This window comes from Variovorax sp. PBL-E5 (assembly GCF_901827185.1).
Taxonomy (GTDB): domain Bacteria; phylum Pseudomonadota; class Gammaproteobacteria; order Burkholderiales; family Burkholderiaceae_C; genus Variovorax.
In genome coordinates, this window is sequence record NZ_LR594672.1 from 197061 (window position 1) to 217316 (window position 20256).

21 protein-coding genes are annotated in these 20256 nt (G+C 62.5%); 9 read left to right on the forward strand and 12 right to left on the reverse strand.

The features are described from left to right. Positions 1–151: 151 nt before the first annotated feature. The 4 genes from WDLP6_RS28700 to WDLP6_RS28715 all read right to left on the reverse strand — a co-directional run bounded on the left by WDLP6_RS28700 (position 152) and on the right by WDLP6_RS28715 (position 2818). Complete coding sequence (locus tag WDLP6_RS28700; protein ID WP_162570785.1) at positions 152–616, reverse strand: hypothetical protein; 465 nt, start codon at positions 614–616, stop codon at positions 152–154. Between the two features lie 321 nt (positions 617–937). After that, a complete protein-coding gene (locus WDLP6_RS28705) occupies positions 938–1402 on the reverse strand; it encodes a hypothetical protein (protein WP_068677378.1) in 465 nt (154 codons plus the stop codon). A 314-nt stretch (positions 1403–1716) separates the two neighbouring features. After that, positions 1717–2211: a hypothetical protein gene (locus WDLP6_RS28710; protein ID WP_068677380.1), complete on the reverse strand. Its 495-nt coding sequence runs from the start codon at positions 2209–2211 to the stop codon at positions 1717–1719. 154 nt (positions 2212–2365) lie between these two features. Continuing rightward, entirely contained in the window at positions 2366–2818 is a 453-nt protein-coding gene (locus WDLP6_RS28715; protein ID WP_083944319.1) for a 4-fold beta flower protein, read from the reverse strand. Between the two features lie 241 nt (positions 2819–3059). Here WDLP6_RS28715 and WDLP6_RS28720 point away from each other — a divergent pair, with 241 nt between their 5' ends. Together WDLP6_RS28720 and WDLP6_RS28725 are read left to right on the forward strand one after the other, a co-directional pair. Continuing rightward, complete coding sequence (locus WDLP6_RS28720) at positions 3060–3353, forward strand: hypothetical protein (RefSeq protein WP_068677382.1); 294 nt, start codon at positions 3060–3062, stop codon at positions 3351–3353. Continuing rightward, positions 3350–3601, forward strand: a complete 252-nt coding sequence (locus WDLP6_RS28725) for a hypothetical protein (protein ID WP_068677384.1) — start codon at positions 3350–3352, stop codon at positions 3599–3601. Before WDLP6_RS28720 ends, WDLP6_RS28725 begins: the two co-directional genes overlap by 4 nt. 99 nt (positions 3602–3700) lie before the next feature. Here the strand turns inward: WDLP6_RS28725 and WDLP6_RS28730 are convergent, their stop codons facing one another. Both WDLP6_RS28730 and WDLP6_RS28735 read right to left on the reverse strand, forming a co-directional pair. Then, positions 3701–4150, reverse strand: a complete 450-nt coding sequence (locus WDLP6_RS28730; protein ID WP_146039507.1) for a hypothetical protein — start codon at positions 4148–4150, stop codon at positions 3701–3703. A gap of 188 nt (positions 4151–4338) precedes the next feature. Then, complete coding sequence (locus WDLP6_RS28735; RefSeq protein ID WP_068677387.1) at positions 4339–5343, reverse strand: extracellular catalytic domain type 2 short-chain-length polyhydroxyalkanoate depolymerase; 1005 nt, start codon at positions 5341–5343, stop codon at positions 4339–4341. Positions 5344–5738: 395 nt separating this feature from the next. Here WDLP6_RS28735 and WDLP6_RS28740 point away from each other — a divergent pair, with 395 nt between their 5' ends. Next, the gene (locus WDLP6_RS28740; protein ID WP_068677389.1) at positions 5739–6452 is read left to right on the forward strand and encodes a hypothetical protein; all 714 of its coding nucleotides are present in this window, start codon (positions 5739–5741) and stop codon (positions 6450–6452) included. A 174-nt stretch (positions 6453–6626) separates the two neighbouring features. On the opposite strand, the gene WDLP6_RS28745 is transcribed toward WDLP6_RS28740, so the two are convergent. Both WDLP6_RS28745 and WDLP6_RS28750 read right to left on the reverse strand, forming a co-directional pair. Beyond that, positions 6627–6932, reverse strand: coding sequence for a hypothetical protein (locus WDLP6_RS28745; protein WP_068677391.1), 306 nt, complete (start codon positions 6930–6932; stop codon positions 6627–6629). 204 nt (positions 6933–7136) lie between these two features. Next, complete coding sequence (locus WDLP6_RS28750; protein WP_068677393.1) at positions 7137–7439, reverse strand: hypothetical protein; 303 nt, start codon at positions 7437–7439, stop codon at positions 7137–7139. A gap of 390 nt (positions 7440–7829) precedes the next feature. Between WDLP6_RS28750 and WDLP6_RS28755 the strand changes: the two genes are divergently transcribed. The 4 genes from WDLP6_RS28755 to WDLP6_RS28770 all read left to right on the forward strand — a co-directional run bounded on the left by WDLP6_RS28755 (position 7830) and on the right by WDLP6_RS28770 (position 11844). Continuing rightward, complete coding sequence (locus WDLP6_RS28755; RefSeq protein ID WP_068677395.1) at positions 7830–8291, forward strand: class I SAM-dependent methyltransferase; 462 nt, start codon at positions 7830–7832, stop codon at positions 8289–8291. Further along, a complete protein-coding gene (locus tag WDLP6_RS28760) occupies positions 8257–10038 on the forward strand; it encodes a hypothetical protein (RefSeq protein ID WP_162577745.1) in 1782 nt (593 codons plus the stop codon). The genes WDLP6_RS28755 and WDLP6_RS28760 overlap by 35 nt, the downstream gene beginning before the upstream one ends. Before the next feature lie 88 nt (positions 10039–10126). Beyond that, positions 10127–10981 carry a type IV toxin-antitoxin system AbiEi family antitoxin domain-containing protein gene (locus tag WDLP6_RS28765; RefSeq protein WP_068677399.1) on the forward strand — a complete coding sequence of 285 codons (855 nt, stop codon included), beginning with the start codon at positions 10127–10129 and terminating at the stop codon, positions 10979–10981. A 56-nt stretch (positions 10982–11037) separates the two neighbouring features. Further along, a complete protein-coding gene (locus tag WDLP6_RS28770; RefSeq protein WP_162571146.1) occupies positions 11038–11844 on the forward strand; it encodes a nucleotidyl transferase AbiEii/AbiGii toxin family protein in 807 nt (268 codons plus the stop codon). Positions 11845–11944: 100 nt separating this feature from the next. Here WDLP6_RS28770 and WDLP6_RS28775 read toward each other — a convergent pair whose 3' ends face one another. Continuing rightward, complete coding sequence (locus WDLP6_RS28775) at positions 11945–12568, reverse strand: hypothetical protein (protein ID WP_068674517.1); 624 nt, start codon at positions 12566–12568, stop codon at positions 11945–11947. 405 nt (positions 12569–12973) lie between these two features. Between WDLP6_RS28775 and WDLP6_RS28780 the strand changes: the two genes are divergently transcribed. Next, positions 12974–13390, forward strand: coding sequence for a GNAT family N-acetyltransferase (locus WDLP6_RS28780; protein WP_068674515.1), 417 nt, complete (start codon positions 12974–12976; stop codon positions 13388–13390). A gap of 133 nt (positions 13391–13523) precedes the next feature. Next, a complete protein-coding gene (locus WDLP6_RS28785) occupies positions 13524–14222 on the forward strand; it encodes a hypothetical protein (RefSeq protein WP_068674513.1) in 699 nt (232 codons plus the stop codon). Between the two features lie 204 nt (positions 14223–14426). Here WDLP6_RS28785 and WDLP6_RS28790 read toward each other — a convergent pair whose 3' ends face one another. From WDLP6_RS28790 to WDLP6_RS28800, 3 genes are all read right to left on the reverse strand, one after another. Beyond that, positions 14427–15284 (reverse strand): GIY-YIG nuclease family protein, encoded by an 858-nt coding sequence (locus WDLP6_RS28790; protein ID WP_162570787.1) that lies wholly within the window; start codon positions 15282–15284, stop codon positions 14427–14429. Positions 15285–15365: 81 nt separating this feature from the next. Beyond that, the gene (locus WDLP6_RS28795) at positions 15366–19985 is read right to left on the reverse strand and encodes an AAA domain-containing protein (protein WP_068674509.1); all 4620 of its coding nucleotides are present in this window, start codon (positions 19983–19985) and stop codon (positions 15366–15368) included. After that, positions 19982–20179, reverse strand: coding sequence for a hypothetical protein (locus tag WDLP6_RS28800; RefSeq protein WP_068674507.1), 198 nt, complete (start codon positions 20177–20179; stop codon positions 19982–19984). The genes WDLP6_RS28795 and WDLP6_RS28800 overlap by 4 nt, the downstream gene beginning before the upstream one ends. Between the last annotated feature and the right edge of the window lie 77 nt (positions 20180–20256).

The following is a 20256-nucleotide window of genomic DNA, read 5'->3' on the forward strand; positions in this document are numbered from 1 at the left end:
CTCCTGCGCGGAAGCTGCCGCAGGGCGCCCGCGGTCAACGGAGGTCCCCCAGTCCGCCCAAAGAAAGACCGCACAGCGTGAGCTGTGCGGCCTTGAACAAGGTCTTGCGGCGAACCGCATAGTCCTGGAGGGTTGCTTGTGGGTCAAGCAATCAGGCAGCTGCTTTTATCGCGCGGCGGGCGCCGGTTACGACTTGGTCATTGCCAGGGTTGAAGAACACCGGTTGCGGCATTCGCTTCATGACACGCCAAGTGACTGCATTGAGCAGCCTGAGCGTCAGCCTTCCACGAATCTGCAATGCCGCGAGGGGCACCCAAGCGAGCCTGTCGCAGTCGATGTACAGCAAGCAACCGTGCTTCCAGCCAGCGGACTCTGCCGAGACCCGGTCCCTCGGGAAAGGGATGTAGCCAGGGCGGCGCTTGTTGTTGCCGTGAGCGTCGGTTCCGGCGTACGCGACCAGCGCCATCTCACCATCCACTTGCAGAAGGACGGAGTGGTGGTCGGCAAGATTGCGGTACTTCTCGATGAGGCGGCCTTCGATGACGGCGACCGTCTTCACGGGGAACATGCCAAACACGGTGGTGCCGGCGGGGGTGTTCTTGGTAACTTCTGTCATTTCTCTCTCCTGATGAAGGGAAAGAGGGGCGGGTGCCCCTCCGGTTGAGGGGCAACGCCGAATGCGCTGTCCTATGACGCCTATAGCGATTGAGCCGACGCGCTGGAGTCTGGCTGCCGCCGGCGAGATGGCGTCCGCGAAGAATCGGGTTTTCGCTCTGACCGCCGACGTCACAAGGGCTGGTCTCAGGCGCTGACCGCACGACGAAAGCCGCGGGACCAAGAGAAAAACCGCACAGCGTGAGCTGTGCGGTCTAGAACAAGAGTTGCGGCGAACCGCATAGTCCGGTGAGGGGTGCCTGAATGCTTGTGGGTCAAGCAATCAGGCAGCTGCTTTCATCGCGCGGCGGGCGCCGGTCACGACTTCATCATCGAGCTCGCTGTAAACGACGGGCTGGGCCCGGCGCTTCATGACGCGCATCGAAACTGCGTTGAACAGTGCATTGGACAGACGTCCACGCACTTGCAGCGCTTGGACGGGAACCCAAGCGAGCACGTCGCAGTCCACGTAGTACTCGCTGCCGAACTTCCAACCAGCCTTCTCCGCCGAGACCACATCTCTCGGGAAAGAGATGTAGCCCGGGCGGCGCTTGTTGGCTTCGTCAGCGTCGGTTCCGGCGTATGCCACCAGAGCCTTGCTGCCATCGACGCCCAGAAGGACGCAGTGATGGTCGACGAGGTTGCGTTGCTTTTCGATGAGGCGGCCATTGACGACAGTCACCGTTTTCACGGGGAACATGCCGAACACGGTGGAGCCCGCGGGGGTGTTCTTCGTAACTTGGGTCATATCTCTCTCCTTGTGATGGGAAAGAGGGGCGGGTGCCCCTCTTGGTTGAGGGGCAACGTGCGCTGTCCTATGACGTCTATAGCGAACTACCGCCCAGCGGCCGGCCGAGCTTCTTTACGCCCGTGGTGGGCCCTGACTGAGCCAGCCGTGGCCAGCTGGGCAGTCGCCCTCGGTAGACCGGCGTGCCGCGACCGGAGAACTCGTTCTTCGAGCTCGGCTGCACCAGGGAGACGGTGGGTCCACCTTCAGGACGCTGGCCAAGAAAAAACCCACCGGAAGACACCGGTGGGTTGGAAGTAGGGCTTGAGCGCGAGCTACAGAACCTGTCGAAAGTCGAAGGTCGTCGGGTTGATGGCCTTGAAGGTCGACGCAAGCACTTCAGCCAGGTGGTGGGCCTTGCCTGACAGGTCCGCATAGTCGGTGGCCACGAGGATGCCCTGGAGGACCTCGTCGTTGCGTTCGACCGAAATGCTGCCGCTTCCCATCATGTGGAAAGGGGCGTTGGCGGCGTAGAACGCCTCCTTGCTGTCCTTGTCGGGGAAGACGTCGACCCCGTCCGTGCCGATGGCGATGCTCTGGGTCACCTTGAAGTCGAGGGACGTTTCCGTGTCCTGCGCCTCCGGCTTGGCAAGTACTGTGAGCTGGAATCGCGACATGCTCTCGTTCTCGCGGAACAGCTCAGCAATGCTGAGCGCCAGTTTCGTGAAGCACGCGGCGCGGGGGTACACCACTTCGTTTTGGAGGTTACGGCTGCTCAGCAAGGTCAGGTCTGCCTGGCCCTTGAGCAGCGGAAAGTTGAGGTTGAACATGTGGTTTTTGTCTTTAAGAATGTGGCCTGGCATCCTCTATAGAGAACCGACAGGGGATGGGTTGCCCAACGAGACACCCAGTGTCGCCGAAGACGCCCTGGCCGGGTTGAGTGCGACGGCCGTGTCCTGTGGCGGAGGCCGCCCCTTTGCTGCTTCAGCCAGCGCCGCCGGCGCCCAGCAGGAAACGGCAAGGCGTCTCGCCGAACGTCGATGTAAGCGAAGGTCGGAACGGCGCAAACTCCTTGAAGGCCTTGAAAGGCTTGAACTCTTTGAAGCTTTTGAATGGCTCGAAAGCCGTTGTCTTCAATGCTTCCTTCGTCGCGCAGGAGGCGTAGCCCTCGCTGTCCCAGACCACACCCTTCGTGAACCATCCGAGGTGTTTGCCGTTAAAGCCGTAGACGTGGTAGCCGCCGCCGGTGTCGTTCTTCTCCAGATAGGCGACAGGCTTGCCGCCCCAGAGGTAGATTGTGAGCTCTTCGGCGATTGCGATGTACGCGTCCGCCCTTCCTGAGCCGCTGAAAAGCGCAACTTCCTCATCGTCGGCGTGCGCCGCAGGTGTGACCAATGCCAGGGCAAGAAGGCTGGCGGCAAACAGGGAGTGCTTCATTGGGGCAGGGCTTGTGTTGTTGTGGTTGACCAGATTCTCGCCTCGACGGAAGCCTCGGCGCCGGCGACTCGGCCTGCCGGTCCGCCCGGCGGTCGAAGAAGACGTGCTTTGGGTGAACTTTTCCGCGATTTGCAGCCGGGCGTCACCCTCACCGAGCCTTTGCTGCACGCGGGCAGCATCACGGGCCGCGGGGCATTGGCTATACGTTGCCAGGAAAACTCACGGCCTCGGCCAATCACCCATGCAAATCCATATCACTGAGCACAAGAGCGTTGGCACGCTCGACCCCCGTCCCAACCGTACCGTGCGCGTCTTCGTGGACCGTGACTACCAGTACGGCTACTTCGTGGACGAACACAAGCTGTTCGGCCTGCTCACCCCGGAGCAGCAGCTGGTCTACCTGGCCGGCGGCGAGGCGAAGCTGGATATCGAACCGGCGACCGCTCAGGTCATCATCGACGACGGTACGACGCCCTACGCGAAGCCGCAAGTGGCGGAGCCTATCCCTCCCGAGCTCGCTGATAGGCCGCAATGAAGCGCGCCACGCTGGTCGCGCTCGCGCGGGCCTCCTCACTGCACGAAGTGCAAGACGACGGTTGCCGCCACATCATCACGAACAAGGAAACCGGAGTGGCCGTTGCTGTCTATGAGAACGGCGCGCCCCACCGGGCCGACGTTGACCTGAGCATCACCACGAACATGACGATTCGTGCGAGCGCCGGTGTACTGGACCTGCCGGCAGACAAACAGGGCGCTCCCGCGGCGTTCCAAAGCTCGAGTTAAGAACTCATTCTTCCAACCAGCCCCACCGTGGGCTGGTTTTTCATTGCCTCGATGTACGAAGGCGGGATTTGCGGCTTGGAGCACCGCGGGTGCGCCGGGCTATTCGCCGGGTTCGACTGCCCCTGCCGGCTCCGCAAGCGCCGGGGGCACCAGGCCGTCTCTGGCTTGGTGGCCGTCGTCCCCAAACAGCTCCGCCATCCGGCGCTCGAGTCGAAACCGCTCAAAGTCCTGGATGTCCTGGGCCTTGCCATCAGCACGCGGCCGGCGGGAGGGGCTGACTTTCATGAAGAAGTGCAACAGGCCGCTCGTGGGCTGCTGCTGCGCTGCTTCGATGAGCTCGGACCTGGTGAAGAGCCAGATGCGGGGTGTCGACATGTCGACGAGCGCAACGAGCTGCGCCGGCGTGGTCGACGGGACCCACCAGTCGAGCAACAAGGCCCCCTTGCCCCCGCCAGGCTTGGCCGCAAACACGGTCTTCACCTGGACGGTGGCGGGCTGTGCCGAAGCAGACGAATAGGTGACCAGGTCAATGCCCGTGTCGGTGCTCATGGGAGCAGATTCGACGCCTCGAGCAAGGAGTTCGTACTGGACCAGGAGCTCGCCGCATCTTCCAATCTGCGCTGTCGAAAGTTTCATGACCGTCCACGCTGTTGACCGCGCATTCTGCCAATCCCGGGAGTTCGGCAAAAGAAAACACGCTCCACGGGCAGGCCAGGGAGCGTGTGAAGAAGGAATCGTTATGCCAACCAAGGGCTCAAGTGCGAAGCGTCAAGCACGTCGCGAAGAGCGCCGTTGGAGGAAACCTGTTTTCCGGTGAGCCGGTCGACCATTCCGAGGATGGCGCATTGCTGGCGTCCTTGTCGCGTGCAGTAGGCCTGGTCGAGCATCCCGAACCAGTCCCAGCTTCCCTTGGGGTTGAACAGGAAGGGGCTCATCGTCGGGTACGCCTGAGGGTACAGGACGATGATGTCGTTCGCTTCCGCCCACTCGTTGTAGCCAGCATGCGTGGCGAACAGCTCTCCCAACTTGTACTCGGACTGCTCGCAACCGTGGAGGGCGACATGCAGCTTGCAGCGCTTACCGCGCAGGGCAGCGGTTGGGTAGTAGACCAGCCCGGTCTCGCCCATTCCGTACAGCGTCGGATGTCGCAAGAACTCGTTCTGGCTGAATCGCGCCAGGAGGCCTTGAGGCGTCGTTCGCGACCTCAAGGGCCCGTACAGGTGCTTGAGCATCTGGCCAGCCGCATCGAAGCCGACGTTGCTGATGTACGACTCCCGATAGGGCGACAGTGCCTTCGCGTCGAAGGAATCCGTGGGCATCGTGTGCGCGCACGGCACATTGTTTACGTAACGAACATTTCCCTTGGCGGTGAACCGCTCGCAGAATTCCACCAGGCCGTCGGTCGGACCCTGAAGGACCGTCTGGTCTTCGGTGCCGCGGAACACCCAAATCCGGGCGTCTACCAGGTTCTCGAGGTCGGCGATGGCGCCGACCGTTTCGAGGTACCGCGCCTTTGAAGCCAGGCGAGCCACGTCGAGCTCGGGTCCGCCGCGCATGCCCGCAGAGAGTGCCCCGTACAGAGAGCCGTTCGAGCAGAGGAACGGACCGCCGGCGATAGAGCCCATCCCGGAAAACACGTCGCTGTAGGCGACCAGCAACTGATGGGCCATGTACGCGCCGGCGGACAAACCGGAAACCGTTACTTTAGAGACATCGACAGCCGCTTTGGAAAGCTTGTCCATATTCGTATACCTTTGATTTAGTCCTTCGAGGTATAGGAATCGGGAGCTCGGGCCTAGCCGTTGGCGAAAAGCGGGGCCGGAGGCGTTAACTGGGAACGTCGCTCGCGGCGTCGCAGGTGAGTACTCGACGGAGAAGCTCACCGTCAAGAACATGACCGCCAGTGCGGCTGGCACGGTCGAAGACCGGGGCAAGCGAGTTGCCCACAAGGGGGGCCGGAATCGATAGGTTCTGGACACCGCTCGTTCACGGCGGGCTGCCCGAAGAGTTAGCCAGCGCCGCCCAGGGGGTGGGAACCGTCCTCCGGATGCGGCGCGCAAGCTAGGAGGGTCTGTGTGTACAAAAGTAAGCAGGCTGCACTATAGTTCACGACCACAACGACGAAATGATTTAAGCCGTGATTCATCTAAAGGTTCGCTTGCCCACTTTCGCGCTGCTTCTGTTTGCATCCGTCCTGGTCACGAGCGCGCGCGCCGACGACGAGGTAACTGCTTCCGACGTCGCCGACTCTCGAGAGGTGTTCACGCGCATCGGCAAAGCGTACCTAGTAGCCAAGGACAACGGGTACATGACGAAGGCGGCCTTATTTTTCAATTTGCGGCTCGCTCGATTCACGCCCCGGCCGACCACCAAGTGCAGCCCCGAATGCAAGGATGCTATTGCGCTGCCGGCGCGCCGTGAGTTCGTTGTAGAAGCGGTGGTGGCACCCGATGACGAACGTAAAGACGTGAGGCTCACGTGCCGCGCAAACAGCATGTTCTGCCACTACCGGGTGCGCTTCACTGACGGGCAGGTCGCCTATGTGGAGGTGCACACTTTCGAGGAGTCCGTGAGCCCCTCCACGGCCATCGCATTGGACATGCCCGGCTTGTACTCAATACGCCCGAAGGTGGCGACCGCCGCGTCGCGCAAACACCAGGTGGAGCTCGACAGGCACTTCCGCAAGATTGGCATTAAGCCGGGGTTCACAATGGCTGAGGTGCTGCGCAGCGACTGGGGCAAACCTGAATTCAAGACGTCGGGCAACGGGCGAACCGCGGTCTGGGCGTACCGGACCCGGATGGTGTCCTTCATTGATGGTGTTGTTCACGAAATCAAACCCCTGGATTAGGCGTTCGTCGGCCGCCGCCGTTAACCCCGCTTCAGTCAGCCCCTTGTGGGCTGGCTTTCCTTTGCGGGCGGGCGCCGTCATCATCTTGCGAGTGCCTTGCTGTCGCACAAATGAAACGAGCCCCACAAGAGGGGCTCGTCTGCATCAGGACCTGCCTGCGCCAGCGCTTTTGCGCTAATGAGGGTGTGGCTCCTGCACGGCGGGGTGCTTCAGCCCGTGGGCAATTTCCAAGGCAGTGATGCCCGCGAGCAGTTCCATCAGCCCGAAGGCGGCGACGCTGCCCATCAGGCCGAGCTGCGGGGTGTGCCAGGCCCACATGATGAGTGGACTGAGAATCGCGCCTTGCGCGAGGCAGTCCGTGATGCCCCAGAAACTGCCGAATCGAATCTGGGCCGGCGGCAGGACGCTGCGTAAGATGCGGCCAACCTTGCCGGCCCATGCCGGCGTGTGCGCTCCACGTCGTGCCAGCCTTGCCTGCAACGCTTCCTTGATGGGCTCGCCCCGCCAAGTGAACCCCGACTTTCACGGCAACGTAGACGGACAACACGGCGTGGAGGTCGATGACAGCGGTGGTGTCCGCCAAGTTGTTACAGGCCAGCAGACCCTTGGCCACGCCCACGACACCTGCGCTGTGCGCACACTCGGCCATGAGGGTGGCGGCGTTCCAGAGGGTAATACGGGAGCTCACTTTTCATCTCCTTGGGTAGCGTCATGGTTGACGGCCGTCTTGCGCGGCGGGCCCTCGAGACGCGCCTCGAGGCGCGGCGGCACCACCGGCTCGACGTGCTTTTCGATGTGCGCCGGCGGCGGGGCGGTGTTCGGCTCGTGGCCACCGGCATGGCCGCCGCCGTGACCACCGCCGAAGATAGTTCCGATAGCCAGGCCCGCCAGAACGACAACGCTCTGGACGGCGCGCGCGACGGCGCGGTTTCTCAGTGCCAGGCCGAGGACTCGGCCTGCGAAGCGGAGGACTTGAGGATTGGGCATGGTGGCAATCTCCAGTTGGGTGGTGCGTGCTGGAGAGAGCCTAAACAGCTTTTCGGAAGCTCGATAGCCTTTAGTGGGTTCGCCCGACCAACCTAAAACTACACGCTGTCCCGCTGTGCCACCTAAAACGATTTGGCGTGTCGCGACAGCGTGAGGCCCCGGGCGGGAAGAGGCGCTGCAGGGAGTGGTTATCCAGGCAAACCCTTAGACGGCGGGTTCCGGAGGAGGCGTCGCGAACGAGCGCGAGCCAGGCGCTTTGGATGCGCGGGCCGGATTGTGCCACACGAACTCCCCCGCAAGCGCGTTCGCCGGAGAACTTTCGTTATCAGAAAACCAGTTCTCTCGGCAGAATGTGCCGCTTGGACCTGACATCCGTGGAAGGAGATTGCGATGGCGACGCGCAAAGCGAAGACCGGCAAGGTTTCGGCCGGCGCCGGAGAGTGCGGGGGTGACGTGAAGGCGCAGGCGGCGGGCAAGGTGAAAGAGGACGTCACAGACAATTGGAGGCGCCTGCTTATCGACCACATCGTCTTTGGCCTCCTCTCGTACGACATCCAAGGTAGGCGCGAGGGCACCTCGATTCACGGCGCGATGAAGCGCTGGCGCCGGCTTTGCGAAGAGGGGCTTCGGTTCGGCCGGGGTCCAGACGAGATATGGCCGACGCGCTTCTGGTTGGGGACGCAAACCGACGTCGTCTTGGACCTTGGTTGCGGAGACGCGTTTCTGGGGACGCGGCTGACCCAGGCAGGGCACGTCGAGTACATCGGCATCGACTCCTCCGCCGAATGCTTGAAATCCGTCCAGCTGACGAAGCACAATGACGGTGACGGTTCACAACCTGGAGGGCGATGACCCGCTGGCCCCTATTGGGCATCTGCGACAGCGCCCACAGTTCATTTTGGCCGTCCGACTCTTTGACCACATCAAGGACCCGGCAAAACTCTTGGCTGAGATTGGACAGCGCTACGAACCTGGCAGGTCCGCGTCGATGCTGGTTGTGACGAGTAACTTGCGCTATTTCCGTAAAACGGGGCACCCCCCTGACTTCGGAGAGCAGCCGCAGGTAGGGGGGCTTACTGAATGCCGAGACGGCCAGCAGCGCTTTCTGAGGTCCCGCACGGAGATGCGCAGGCTGTTTCGTGACGCAGGGTTTCTTATTTACGACGAGGCATCGCCCTTGCTTCCCGCCGGCGCGCAGGACCTGGACGGCTTCACTTGGCGAGAAGGTGACCATGCGGTGGCACCGTTTCACGTCTGGCTACTTGGTATCCACAGCACGCGCCGAGAGCCGGCCAATGCAACCCAGATTGAGAAATGGCTGAGCGAACTGACGTCAGAACGCGACGCGCACGGTACGGCCCACCTGCTCCTGGAGGCCATCAAGGAGAACCTTGACGGTGTTCACTGGCGCACGATTCCTGCAGATTCGCCACTCATTTACAAGCACAACACCGGAGGTCAGGTCTTCATCGTGCGCACCGGCAGGTTGGGTGCATACATGCCTGGCACCGAACCCGGGGCCGTCCGGAGGGTGGCAAAGTCGAAGGGGACGGCGGCAGAGGCGGAACTACCGCAACCTCCCGCCCCGCCCCCTCCACCGCGACAGCCCAGGGTCGTCTTAGACCCGAACGAGGCCTTTGGCGAGCTCGAAATTTTCGACCACGAGACGGAGCACGACCGACGTTTCGTCTCATCGGTGTATGGCATGCCTTTGGACAGGCGTGTACCTCTGTCGGATGTACTCGTGCTGCCCCAAGAGACGGTCCAAATACTAATGAAGCTTCCTAAAGTGCTGGGCAATCCCATGCTCGTTGACCTGCGGACGAAAAGCCTGGAGTCGTCGTTGCGCTATGAGGCACCCTACGTTGGCACGTCCAAGCTCTCGTTTCAAATCGCTGGTGCCCCCCACCCGCGTGTAGTTGAGCCGGTCAACGTCAGCATGGTTGCATCCCTCCTGGCCTTGGCCCTGGAAGCAGACCGCGAGAAGGCGCTTTACGCGCTTGATGGACGGCGCGTCATCTACATCGACCGCATTCACGAGGCGCCGTCGCGGCTCTTCCAGCGATTTCCGGGTCGGGATGTCCGGGCCGCCATCAATGGCGCACTCGAGTACCTGCAGGCAGCAGGTGTGCTTGGCCTCATGCGGCCGGTCCCGCTAATGGCGACTCCAAAGGAGAGGGAGGAGCGCTATGCGCGGCTACGCGAAGTAGCCAAAGAACGAAACGTGCACAGTGCGCTGGCCACAATCGAAAAGTCCGCGCCTGCCAGCGCCGCGGTCTTCGAACGGTTTCTGAAGAACCCGTTCTATTGCCTGATTATCGTCGAGGCCGATATGTCGCTTCGCAAGTTCGTGCTGGAGCCGACCGAGGAGCTTTTCACAGATACGAACGCTTCAATCGTAGCGAAGGGGAAGCCGAGCCCTGAGTCGTTGGCGTTCTGGCACGACGAAATGGTCAAGGTCAGCATGGACTTTTGGAGAACGCGCATCGAGGCGGATGCCTGGTGGTACGACAGTCTGGGCACCCCGCTCGCCGTGGGCCGCCAAACCGCCCCGCACCATGAACCGTTGGTCTCCAGCACTCCTGAGCCAATGCGGTGACGGTCGAGGCCTAAGGCCTTGCGGTGGGAGGCAGAATGTTAAATCGTTTGCGAAAAGCGCCTTAGTACGGTACTATTCGCATAAAATCATGAGACCCATCTCGCCCCTGTCTCAGCCAGACACTCGCCGTGCAGGTCTCGAGCCTGCCCTGCGCAAAATCCAGGCCCAGGCTCGTTACCTCGTGCGTGCCGACGAGTTGGCCAAGCTCACGGGCCGGGAGCCAGGTGGCGATGCGATGAAATCGGCGCTTCGGCGTGTCGCTCAACAAGGCCTCGTCACCCTGGCTACGAAGCGTCCTTCGACATGGCTCATCGTTCCGCCCGAGCACAGCCATTTTGGGGCGCCTCCGGTCGAGTGGTGGCTGGACGACTATTTGAAGGATGTCGAGCCACACTACTACCTTGCGTTGCTGTCGGCCGCCAGGCATTGGGGCTCCGCGCACTATGCGCTGCAAGCCACCCAAGTGATGGTTAGCCGGCCGCGGCGCGCCCAAACCATAGGCCGCCTGCGCCTGGACTTCACCGTGAAGAAGTCCATAGACAAGACACCGGTCGACTACGTCACCACGCCGGTGGCGCGTCTACGGGTCAGTACCCGCGAAGCGACGCTCCTGGACCTGGTTCGACATCAGTCCCAGGTTGGTGGCATCGAGTCGGTCGCTCGAATCGCCAAGGACCTCGCGCCGTCATTGAAATCCGATGCGCTCTTGCAAACCCTGGACGCGCTCGACCAGGTGCCGGCAGTTCAGCGCCTTGGCTTCGTCCTCGATACGCTCAAGTTAGGGGAGCAAAGCCATGTCCTCAAGAGCTGGTTGACTGGACGGCACCGGGCGTCGCAGCCCCTGGAACCAGCCAAGGTTGCGCCGTCGGGCGTGTTGCACGATTCAACGTGGGGCGTGGAGCACACCCTGCATCAAAGAAACAGTATTTCGGAGCTCGCTTGATACCCCTGAAGGAAATTGTGCCTTGGCGCTCCAAGGCACCATGGAGCGACGACTTGATGGTGGAGCAGGACTACCTGCTCAGCCAAGCCGTAGGCGCAATCTTCGCGGACGAGAAGCTGCGAAAGCAACTCGCCATGCGCGGCGGCACCGTTCTTCACAAAGGACACCTGGCTCCGGCGAGTCGATATTCGGAGGACATCGACCTTGTGCTCACGGCGAAACGGTCAAGGAGTGGCATCTCTGCGGACATTGCCACGGCGCTCAAGCCGCTGCTGGGCGAGCCCTCGGAGGTTGTTCGCACAACGGTAACGCTGGCAGTTCGGAACTTCCTCTCCAAGTCGGAAATTGCACGGGTCACCTACGTCTATGGGCCAACAAGCCTGTTGGCCGCCCAGGCCAAGCTAAAAATCGAGGTGAATCTGAACGAGCAGACGAGCCTGTACCCGCTGACCACCGTGCCTATCGAGATGCCGTTGGCAGGAGGCGGCGTCGGTTCGGTACTCGTCCCCTCGTACGACCTCGACGAGATGCTGGGGACGAAGCTGCGCGCATTACTGCAACGCGAGCACGGCCGCGACCTTTACGACCTTTGGTGGGCCTGGACCGCATCGCAGGCGCAAGGCGCCGTCGCCCGAGTGCAGCCAGCCCGCGTAGCGGAAGCGTTCCGCTACTACATGGCCCAGGAGGGAAGCACATTCACCGCGGATGACGTCAAGTCTGAATTGCTGCGGCGAATGGGTTCAAAGAAGTTTCTCAATGATATGGCGGACTACCTGCCGGTTGGTGCGACGTACAACCCGCAGGTTGCCTGCAGCGAGTTCTTGGACGTGTTTTTGCCCCACCTTACGGCGAAATCCCGTTGAGCGCGGCCGACTCCGTCAGAGCAAGAGTTCGCAGCCGCGAAAGCACTCGCGTGGCCGAGCGGAGCCGTTCAGGTGGCGACGGCGGTTTCCGCAGTTGCCGTTAATCCGGTTGCTGTGCCCAAGCAGGTGGCGCCGTGGATGCCAGCGCGGACAGAAGGGCGGGTCGTTTGAAGGGAATGCCGAAGTCTGCTTCCAGCCGTTTCATCAGGTCAGGGGAAAGTCGCCCTCGGTAGTCGCTCTCCTGGGCGTTGCCCATGATGAGCATCATCGGGCTGGCAGCCTTGATGTTGAGCCGCATGCCCAACTGCTGACTCCACAGCATCACCGCCTCGAAGCCCCCTTCTACGACGAACATGAGTAGCATTGGCGGGGGCGCGTGCGTACGGTCCTGAAGCTTATGCAACTGCACCCACGAAGCGCGGACATCGACCGGGCTTTTGGCGCCCTTGGCCACCGCGAGGAGCGCTTCTGCAAAGTCCTTGCACTCCATGGACTCGGGCTTGCCGCCCAGGGCCCTGAAGTGCAACGTTACCTGGTCGACAGCGTCGTTGGCGAAGCGAACCTTGACCCGCTCACCACAGTTGTTGAACTCCTCGAAGAAATGCGCCAAGCCGACGAAGTCGACCTGGTTGTAGTTCACGTAGGGCGGAGGTCTTAGCCCCTTCTCTACCTGAGAGAAGTCGGGGGTCACCCAAAGTCCGAGAATCCGTTTGAACGTGGCCATGCCAGAAGCTCCAATGGGCCCGAGGTTTTGCCGCGGGTACACGCAGGGAACGGCCGCCTTGTCGGCCCGCAGCGATTCGTATCCTGAAGAACGGTTCTACCTCGCCATTCGTCATCGGTACAGAGACAAAGCGCAAGAAATAAGACGCATGCGTCTTGTCGAAGGCGAAAGCGCTGCCTCACCAGCAGTAGTCCGTGCACCCGACCTTCGTCGGTTGGGTGTCGCTGGCCAATATACCGTCGGGATTGAGATAAAAAAACCAATTCCACTTGGCATTCTGGTTTTCTGGGCGTATATGCCCAGCGGAATGCAGGTGGTGCTTCGGAGGCCATGACGCCCGGACTTGGCGAGCCCCTAGCCCAGCTCGTCTCTACACCTGGAAGGCCACTCTCAAGGAAGCTCAACATGATTCAAACACGCGTTCTTCGCACAAGCGAGCAGAAGCACCAAGTCTTCGCCGGACAGCTCAAGGAGATGGAGACCAGCCTGGTCTACTTCGACCCGTACACCGCCCGGCATCGCTCGTTCATCGCTGCGATGGACGGAGAGCAAGTCATCGGCCTGGCCGCACTGAAGGAGGAGTCGACGCGCATTCCCGGCGCGATGACCATCACCTTCGTTAGTGTTCGTGAGGACCGACGCAACCAGGGCGTTGCCAAACTCCTCGTCGACGCGCTCTTCGACTTCGCGGAAGCCGAAGGCAAAGCGCTGGCCAACACGCAGTACGAAGAGGAGGGGCTGCTGTACCTGAAACCCGCTCTCGAGGCAGCAGCGTCCAGGCGTCCGCACGTCGGGTTTCACGAGTTCCCAGTCGCTCATTGACACAGTCTGTTCGCAGCTCCTCCGGGGGCTGCTTTTTTTCTGGCCGCGTGGTCGCGCGCCTCGAAAACGTGCCGCTGGCGAGGTGCCGGGCTTCGAAGCTGCTAGGCTCCGCTGCCAACAAGAGGGGTCGACGATGGTGAAGATGAAGACGAAGGTCAAGGCTTGGGAGCAGGCGATGGTCCGCGGCTTGGCGCTCGCCTTGTTTGCAGGGGGCGCGGGTGCAGAGAACTACTCTTTTGACGGGGTCCGGCTCGAGGTTCCCATCCCACCTGGCTTCTGTAAGCTCGAGGAGCACGGGCCCGACGCGGTGCTTCGTAAGGGAATCGCTCCGACACTCGGCCCGGAGCTGCGGCTGCTGTTTGCGGTCGTCGATTGCCCAAGCCTGCCAACCTTGCGGAAGGACCCGGGCTATGACGGTGACGTGTCCTTCGGCATGGTTGCTCTCATGCAGAAGGACGGAAAACCAGCTCCGATGAAGAACACAGTCAGGGACCTGGCCGTGGGGCAAGCGGGCAAGGCTCCTGAGCGCGAGCGTGTTCGCAGTCAGGTCGAAGCGTGGATGCGAATGTCGGGGCACCCCAATGTCACCGAGCGCAAGGAGCTCGGGATAGCCGACGTCGACCGCAACGGGATTTACGGACTCGCGACCGTCAAGGCCCGCGGGCGTACGAATCCGGCGCTCCTCGTACAGACGCAATCGATGACCGTCGTGAATGGGATGGGCGTTGTCGTAACCATCACCGAGCCCGTCGGGCCGCGGACGACCGTTGCCGGCATCCTGGCAGAACAGAAGCGTAACTTGGCCGCGTTGGTGTCTGCTAACGGCCCCTGAGTGGCTGCCTGACACCGCCGCCGTCGAAGGAGGTCGCACCCGAGCGCCAGAGCTCGTCAACAGTCGGGCGGAAAGAAGTTTTTCGTTCAATCGCCATATGGCTGCTCGGACGAGGGAGGCTGCAGCCTCAGCGCTTCAATGAACGCCGCGTCGTCTACCCTCGACACCGGGCATTGAGCGGCCGCCACCGGCCCCGCGGGTGCGCTAGGTCACTTGGCGGACGACGCTGTCGAGGTCCTTCCCCGCTTTGTTCTTCCAAGTCTTCCAGCCGTTCATGTTGTTGCCAACCACGATTGCAGCGGCAGCGCTCGGCGTCGGAAACGGATAGGTCTGCGTGAAAATCAAATGCTCGCCCTCCTGCTTGAGCACTCCAGCTGCTTCCAACTTTTGGCGCTTCACGTGAAAGCTCTTGTCTTTGAAACTGTCGGTGACGCTCAGACGGGCCTTTGAGCCCTTCAAAACAACCAGCCCTTCAGCTGTGTAATGGCCGCGAGCGTCAGTGCCTGCTGCATTGCAATAGTAGAGCTCGAGGTTGGTTTTGCTCTCAACAGCCCCCGGCTTCTCAAACAGGAAAAAGCCGAGGGTGCTCATGAGGGTCTCCCCCGTATCGAACAGCTCGTCGCACTCAGACTCGAGCGGCTTTGAGGTATTCAGCTTGTTGCCGTTGGTGTCGTTCTCAATGACGCAACGGCCCGCCTCCTTGGCTTTTTGAATGCAAAGTCGCTCCAGATAGAGCGAATGCGTCGTCGTCAGGCTCTCCGCACGACTGAGCAGGACCACGACGCGCTGCCAGAAATCCTTCTTCTTCTGGTGCTCGACCAAGCGTTTCTTGAGGTCGGTTGTCTGGCCGATGTAGACGAGGGGCTTTGCGGCCTCCTCCGCGTCTCCGAATAGGAAGTACACCGCGCCACCGGCGGCCTCGGGCATCGCCAGGAACTCCTTCAAAAGAGCGCGCGGCACGTCGATGACTCTCACGATGCGCGTGGTGATTTCCGCTTGGCGAATTCCTTGGGGGTCTCCAGAAGGGAGGAATATCTGAATTGTCTTGGCGCGGGAGGACATCGGGTTCTTCTTGTGAGTTGACGGCGCGAACTCCTAGCTCGCACCAAAAAAGACGGGCAGTATCCGGCAAATCCTGACAGGTTAGATTTCCGATGTGGATTGCTCGACTTGCTTTCCGGACCCGAGGGATTCCGCCTCTGATGTCGCGGCGGCAATCGCATCCTCAACCGCTTGGGCTGCCGGGTCCGATTCCGAAGCCTCCTCGAGCTCAGGCAAGCGCCACTCCCGATACTCGACCAGCGAAGGCGCACGCTCCAGAGCGCCCAGAGGCTCGATGCCCATCGCCTTCAGGCGAGCAAGCAGCTCCTCGACGACCTCGTCTCTCCGCAGCGACCAGGTCGAAGCGAAGCAGCGCCAGAACGTCCAGCCGGCTCGCTCGAGCACGCGCTGGCGGCCCATGTCGGCCTGCCAACGGTCGGGCCCGTGGAACTCGTCCCCGTCACATTCGATGGCCAGGCGAGCATCGTCAGCGCCTTCGACCACCATGTCGATGCGGAAGGAGCCTGCCTTCACCTGCGGCACCACGCGATAGCCGCGGCTGTAGAGCTCGGTGTAGACCTGTTTCTCGAAGCCAGATTCGCACAGCTCGATGAGCGACTTGGCCTGGTCGTCCTTGAACTCCTCCATCGGCCGGCTGAAGTGCTCCAGGAGCCCACGGCGCAGGTCCAGGTGCGACAGGTCTGACATCTGAACCGAGCGCACCAGGTACATCCGGTCTCGTGCACGGCTTGCCGCTACGTTGAACCGCTGCTCGGAACTGTTGCCGGAGAGCGCCTTCGAGCGCTGCGGGTCAGCGACCATCGAGAGGAACATGATGTCGCGTTCGCTGCCCTGGAAAAGGCGGGCGTCGCCCACGTCGAACCGCCGGCGGATGAGTTCCTTGGCATCTAGGCGCTGACGCACCAAAGTATCAATTCTCTTGGCCTGTTCGGGGCCCAGGAGTGACACGACCCCGATGGTCCGGCCGGCAAGCTGTGGGTTGGCGACGATGGCCTCGATTTCCGCCAGGATGCACTGCGCTTCCAGGCTGTTCTCGTCCTTCACGCCGCGCATGCCGCCGGGCACGAAGATGTCCACAAGCGGAGGGTCGATGCGCTCAGAGGCCTTCGGAATGCGCAGGGGCTGGATGCCGTCGTAGAACCTGTCGCTGTAGGCAATGATGGCCGGCACGCAGCGGAAGTGTTCCCGCAGCATCACCTTCTGGGCCGCGAAGACGGTTGAGGCGATGTCGTAGAGCGACTTCTCCGGCGTCAGCACGGTCGCGTACGGCTGCTCGCTCAGGAACCGGTCACGCAGTTCCTGAATTCGAACGGCCGAGACGAAGCTGCCGTCGGGCGAGACCTGCTTATCGTCTCCGACCACCAGAATCTTCTTGCCGCGCAGCACCGCGGGCAGCGCCCACAGGTCCGACTGGCTTGCCTCGTCGACGATGACGAGGTCGAAGGCGCCAAGCTGCGCCGGGAGGCTCTCGGACACCTTGGCGTGGCTCATCACCCAGCAGGGGATGGCGCCCTGCGCGTCCAGCATCGCTTTCTGCGCGTCGCGACGGTGCCGCGTCGCATTCGGGCCGGTGCCCATGCCGATACGGCGGACCGCTGTCCGGTAGGTCTCCAGTGCCGCCAGCACTCTTGGCGAAGCTCCGAGCTTGGTTGAGAGCCAGGCGGATTTGGACACGACGCTCTCGTAGAGCCGGGCGAGGCCTGCCTCCAGGTCTCGCCGGCGCGCCGCGAGTGTGCGCAGCTCTTCGCGCGATTCGATGGCATCCAGATGGGCGCGGACACGCGACCACGTCCAGGCCTCGCGCCAGCTGACTGGCAGGACAGGGTCATCTCCAGACGCGTCGACCACCGAAGTTCTGATTCGCACAGCAAGCTTGGCGGCGCCGGCGCGCTCCAACCTGTCCGCCACGTCGTTCACCAGCGCCAGGTCATGGCCGAGGCCTTCCACTCGGCGCACGTCACTCACGAGCTCCGCGTATCGTGCCGTGGCCCGTTCAACAGGGATGGCTGTGTTGCCTAGCTCATTCGCAACGAAGGCGCGCAGGGCGTCGGAGACCGGACCGGTCGTTCCCGCAAGCTTCTCCTGCAGCGTCACCAGGGTCGTGGCTGCCTTGGCCAACTCGAGACGGGTCAGATGACTGCGCAGATGGCGCTGCATCTCTTCGAGCTGGGAGGACAAGCCACGCAGCAGCATCTTTGGAGGGTTCGCAAAAACGCGTTCTCCAAGAGCCGGCAACTGCGCGTCGAACTGCATGGCTAGCGTGTGTGCCTTCCTGGCAATGCCCGTGACCAGCTCAACGCGCCGCAGCCCGACCACGCCACCCTTGAGCTCAGGCAAGGAGAGAAGGTCGGCGACCTCGTTCCACCGCACGCCGAACGAAAGAACTTGTTCGTGGAGCGCCAGGTAGCGGTGCACGTGCTTCCAGTGGTCGACGGAGGCAGGCGCCAGGCCGCTTACCCGGATGGCATTCACGAGCTCCTTGATGTCGCTGCCGCCGAAGCTCATGAGACCAAAGGGTTTGCCGGTTTCCGCAGCGCGCTGCACGGCTTCGCGCACCTTCGGCTGCGCCAGCGCCTGCTCAGGCACCTCCACCGGCGTCTTCAGGAACTGGGCGCGCGCTGCAATCAGCTGCTCGATGTTGGCAAAGAGTGCCTCGAAGGCGGCCCGTTCGCTCGCAAAGGTCGCCTGGCCACACTTCTTGCGCAGCTCCAGGGTCCACAGCTCGCCGGATTCCTCGAGCTCGAAAGCGAGTTGCCGTGCCTCCTCGACCTTTGCCAGCAGGCGACGGGCGTCATCCAATACCTCAGGGGTCATGGCGCGCAACGCCAGCAGGCCTCCATTGGCTTCTGCAGCCTCGATTTCGCGCAAGCTGACCAGCGCGTCGTGCAGCTGGGCCACCTCTGCAGCTGGCAACAAGGCGTTGCTCGAAGGGATGCGGGCGAGGGCGTAGTCCAAGTCTTGGCCAAGCCGGCGACGGGCTTCACGGGTCTGGGCGGCCAGCGCTGCGTCCATGGGCGGCGCATGCGCGGCATCGAGCGACAGCGCGTCATCGAACCATGCGTGCTTCTCCTGGCCCGAGATGACCAGCTCTGCCATCTTTTGCGCGCGCATCTGCACCCCGTCGACCTCGATGTCCGAGAGCTGTGCCATCGCAATCGCGTCCACCCGTCGGTCGATGGTCGCGAGCTCCTCGTGCGCGCGGTCGATGCCGCTGCGCTCGGTGCGAATCTGCTCGTTCACCACCTCGGGGTTGAGCTGCGAGACGTTGTGGATGATGGCCTCGATGGAGCCCTGAAACTGGCGCATGCCTTCGCGGTCACCGGAGAGGAGCGCCACGGTCAGCGGCCGGACGGTCTCCGGAATCTTGGACTGCAGCACCTCGAGCGCCTGCTCGCCTTTGGAGGTCACCAGCACCTTACGCCCCGTGGCCAGGTAGTGGCAAACGATGTTGGCGATGGTGTGAGTCTTGCCCGTCCCGGGCGGGCCTTGCACGGCGACACCACTCGAGCGTTCGAGCTGCTCGACGATGGTGACCTGCTCGTGGTTGTAGGGCAGGGGGAAGAAGAGCTCCTGCACCTGGTTGCGGCCGCCGTAGTTGCCTGAAACACCGGAGAGCCCGCGGAACGCGACCGGCACGTGCGTGGCCAGTTGGTCCGATGGTGGCGTGACCAGCGAGAGTGGCCCGAGAGGAATCTCGACGCCGGGCGTGAGGCGCGCCTTCAGGCGCTCGATGTCCTCTTCCAGGTAGTTGACGGACTTCGGGCGGGACAAAAGAACCCATGCGTCGGTGACCACCAGGTCCTCGCCAGGCTTCGGGAAGGCCTCTGCTCCAGGCTCGTAGCGCCCCTTGTCATGCAGGTTGCCGGCGATGAGCTTGAGCAGGTGCTCGTAGCTGCCCGAATCAAAGGGGCTCACTGGGCGGTCTGCGCTCTTCTCCAATGCCGCGCGAGCGGCCTTCTCGACCTCGGGCGCGCTGAGCAGCTGGCAGGCAGCGAACGCATCGAACGAGAACTGCGGGCCGACGGCGCGCGGGCGCAGCTCAAGCGCTAGCGTGCGGTCATCCATCCCGACCTCGAGAGCCTGAGTGATGAGCGGGTACTGGAAATCGACGACCGATGTCGTGCCGCGCTCAGTGTAATTCAGCTTCCAGGCTGACACGCCCACGCCCCAGACGAGCTCATGGGGCTTGGCGGTCTCCTCGGCCTCCAGCTGATGCTTGATGGCAAAGAGGTCGCCGTAGAGCGCGATGGTCTTGCGGCGGGGCTTCTCGCCGGTGGCCCAGGCTGTCCACAGCTGGGTGTACGCCCCAAGGGCTTCTTCGAGCCGGGTACGTGCTTCGGCGACAAAGACGACCCGCTCCTCGGCGAGCATGGCTTGGGTCGCAGCTGTCATCCGATGCTCAAACGCGACCTCGTCGATGCTCGGGCGGGCGCCCGTGGGCTCGCGGTGCGCGACGATGAGGGGCTTCCACTCGTCGTTCGGCAGCGCCGGCGGCGGGTGCGCTTCAAGGCGCGCCACCTTCAGCCACACATGGTCGCCGTCACCGGCCAGGTCGAAGTCAACACCGGGCAGGCCTTGGAGGTCGGGCTTTGCCTTCTGGAAGCCGCCCTGGCCAGAGAGCTGGAAGGCCGTGGGGTCGACGGTCTTCGCTTGCTCGAGCACGTAGTCGAGCAGCTTCTTCATCAGGTCGGGCGCGTTCATTGGGCACCTGCTTTCTCGAGCTCGCGCGCGGCCGGCGGGTTGGCGCTCAGGCCGTGGGTCCGGCAGTAGTCGAAAAGAAGTTTTTCGAGGAGGTTCGTCTGGCTGCGCTGCTCGTGAGCTGCGGCTCGCTCGAGGAGGAACTTGAACTCAGGCGTCACTCTGAAACTAATCGAGACGTTCTTCTCTGCGGCCATTTGGCTCCTCTTTGCTTTTATCGGCTGTATAGAGGTTCACCATACAAGACTTCGCTGTGTTGCCGACTGCTTGCGGC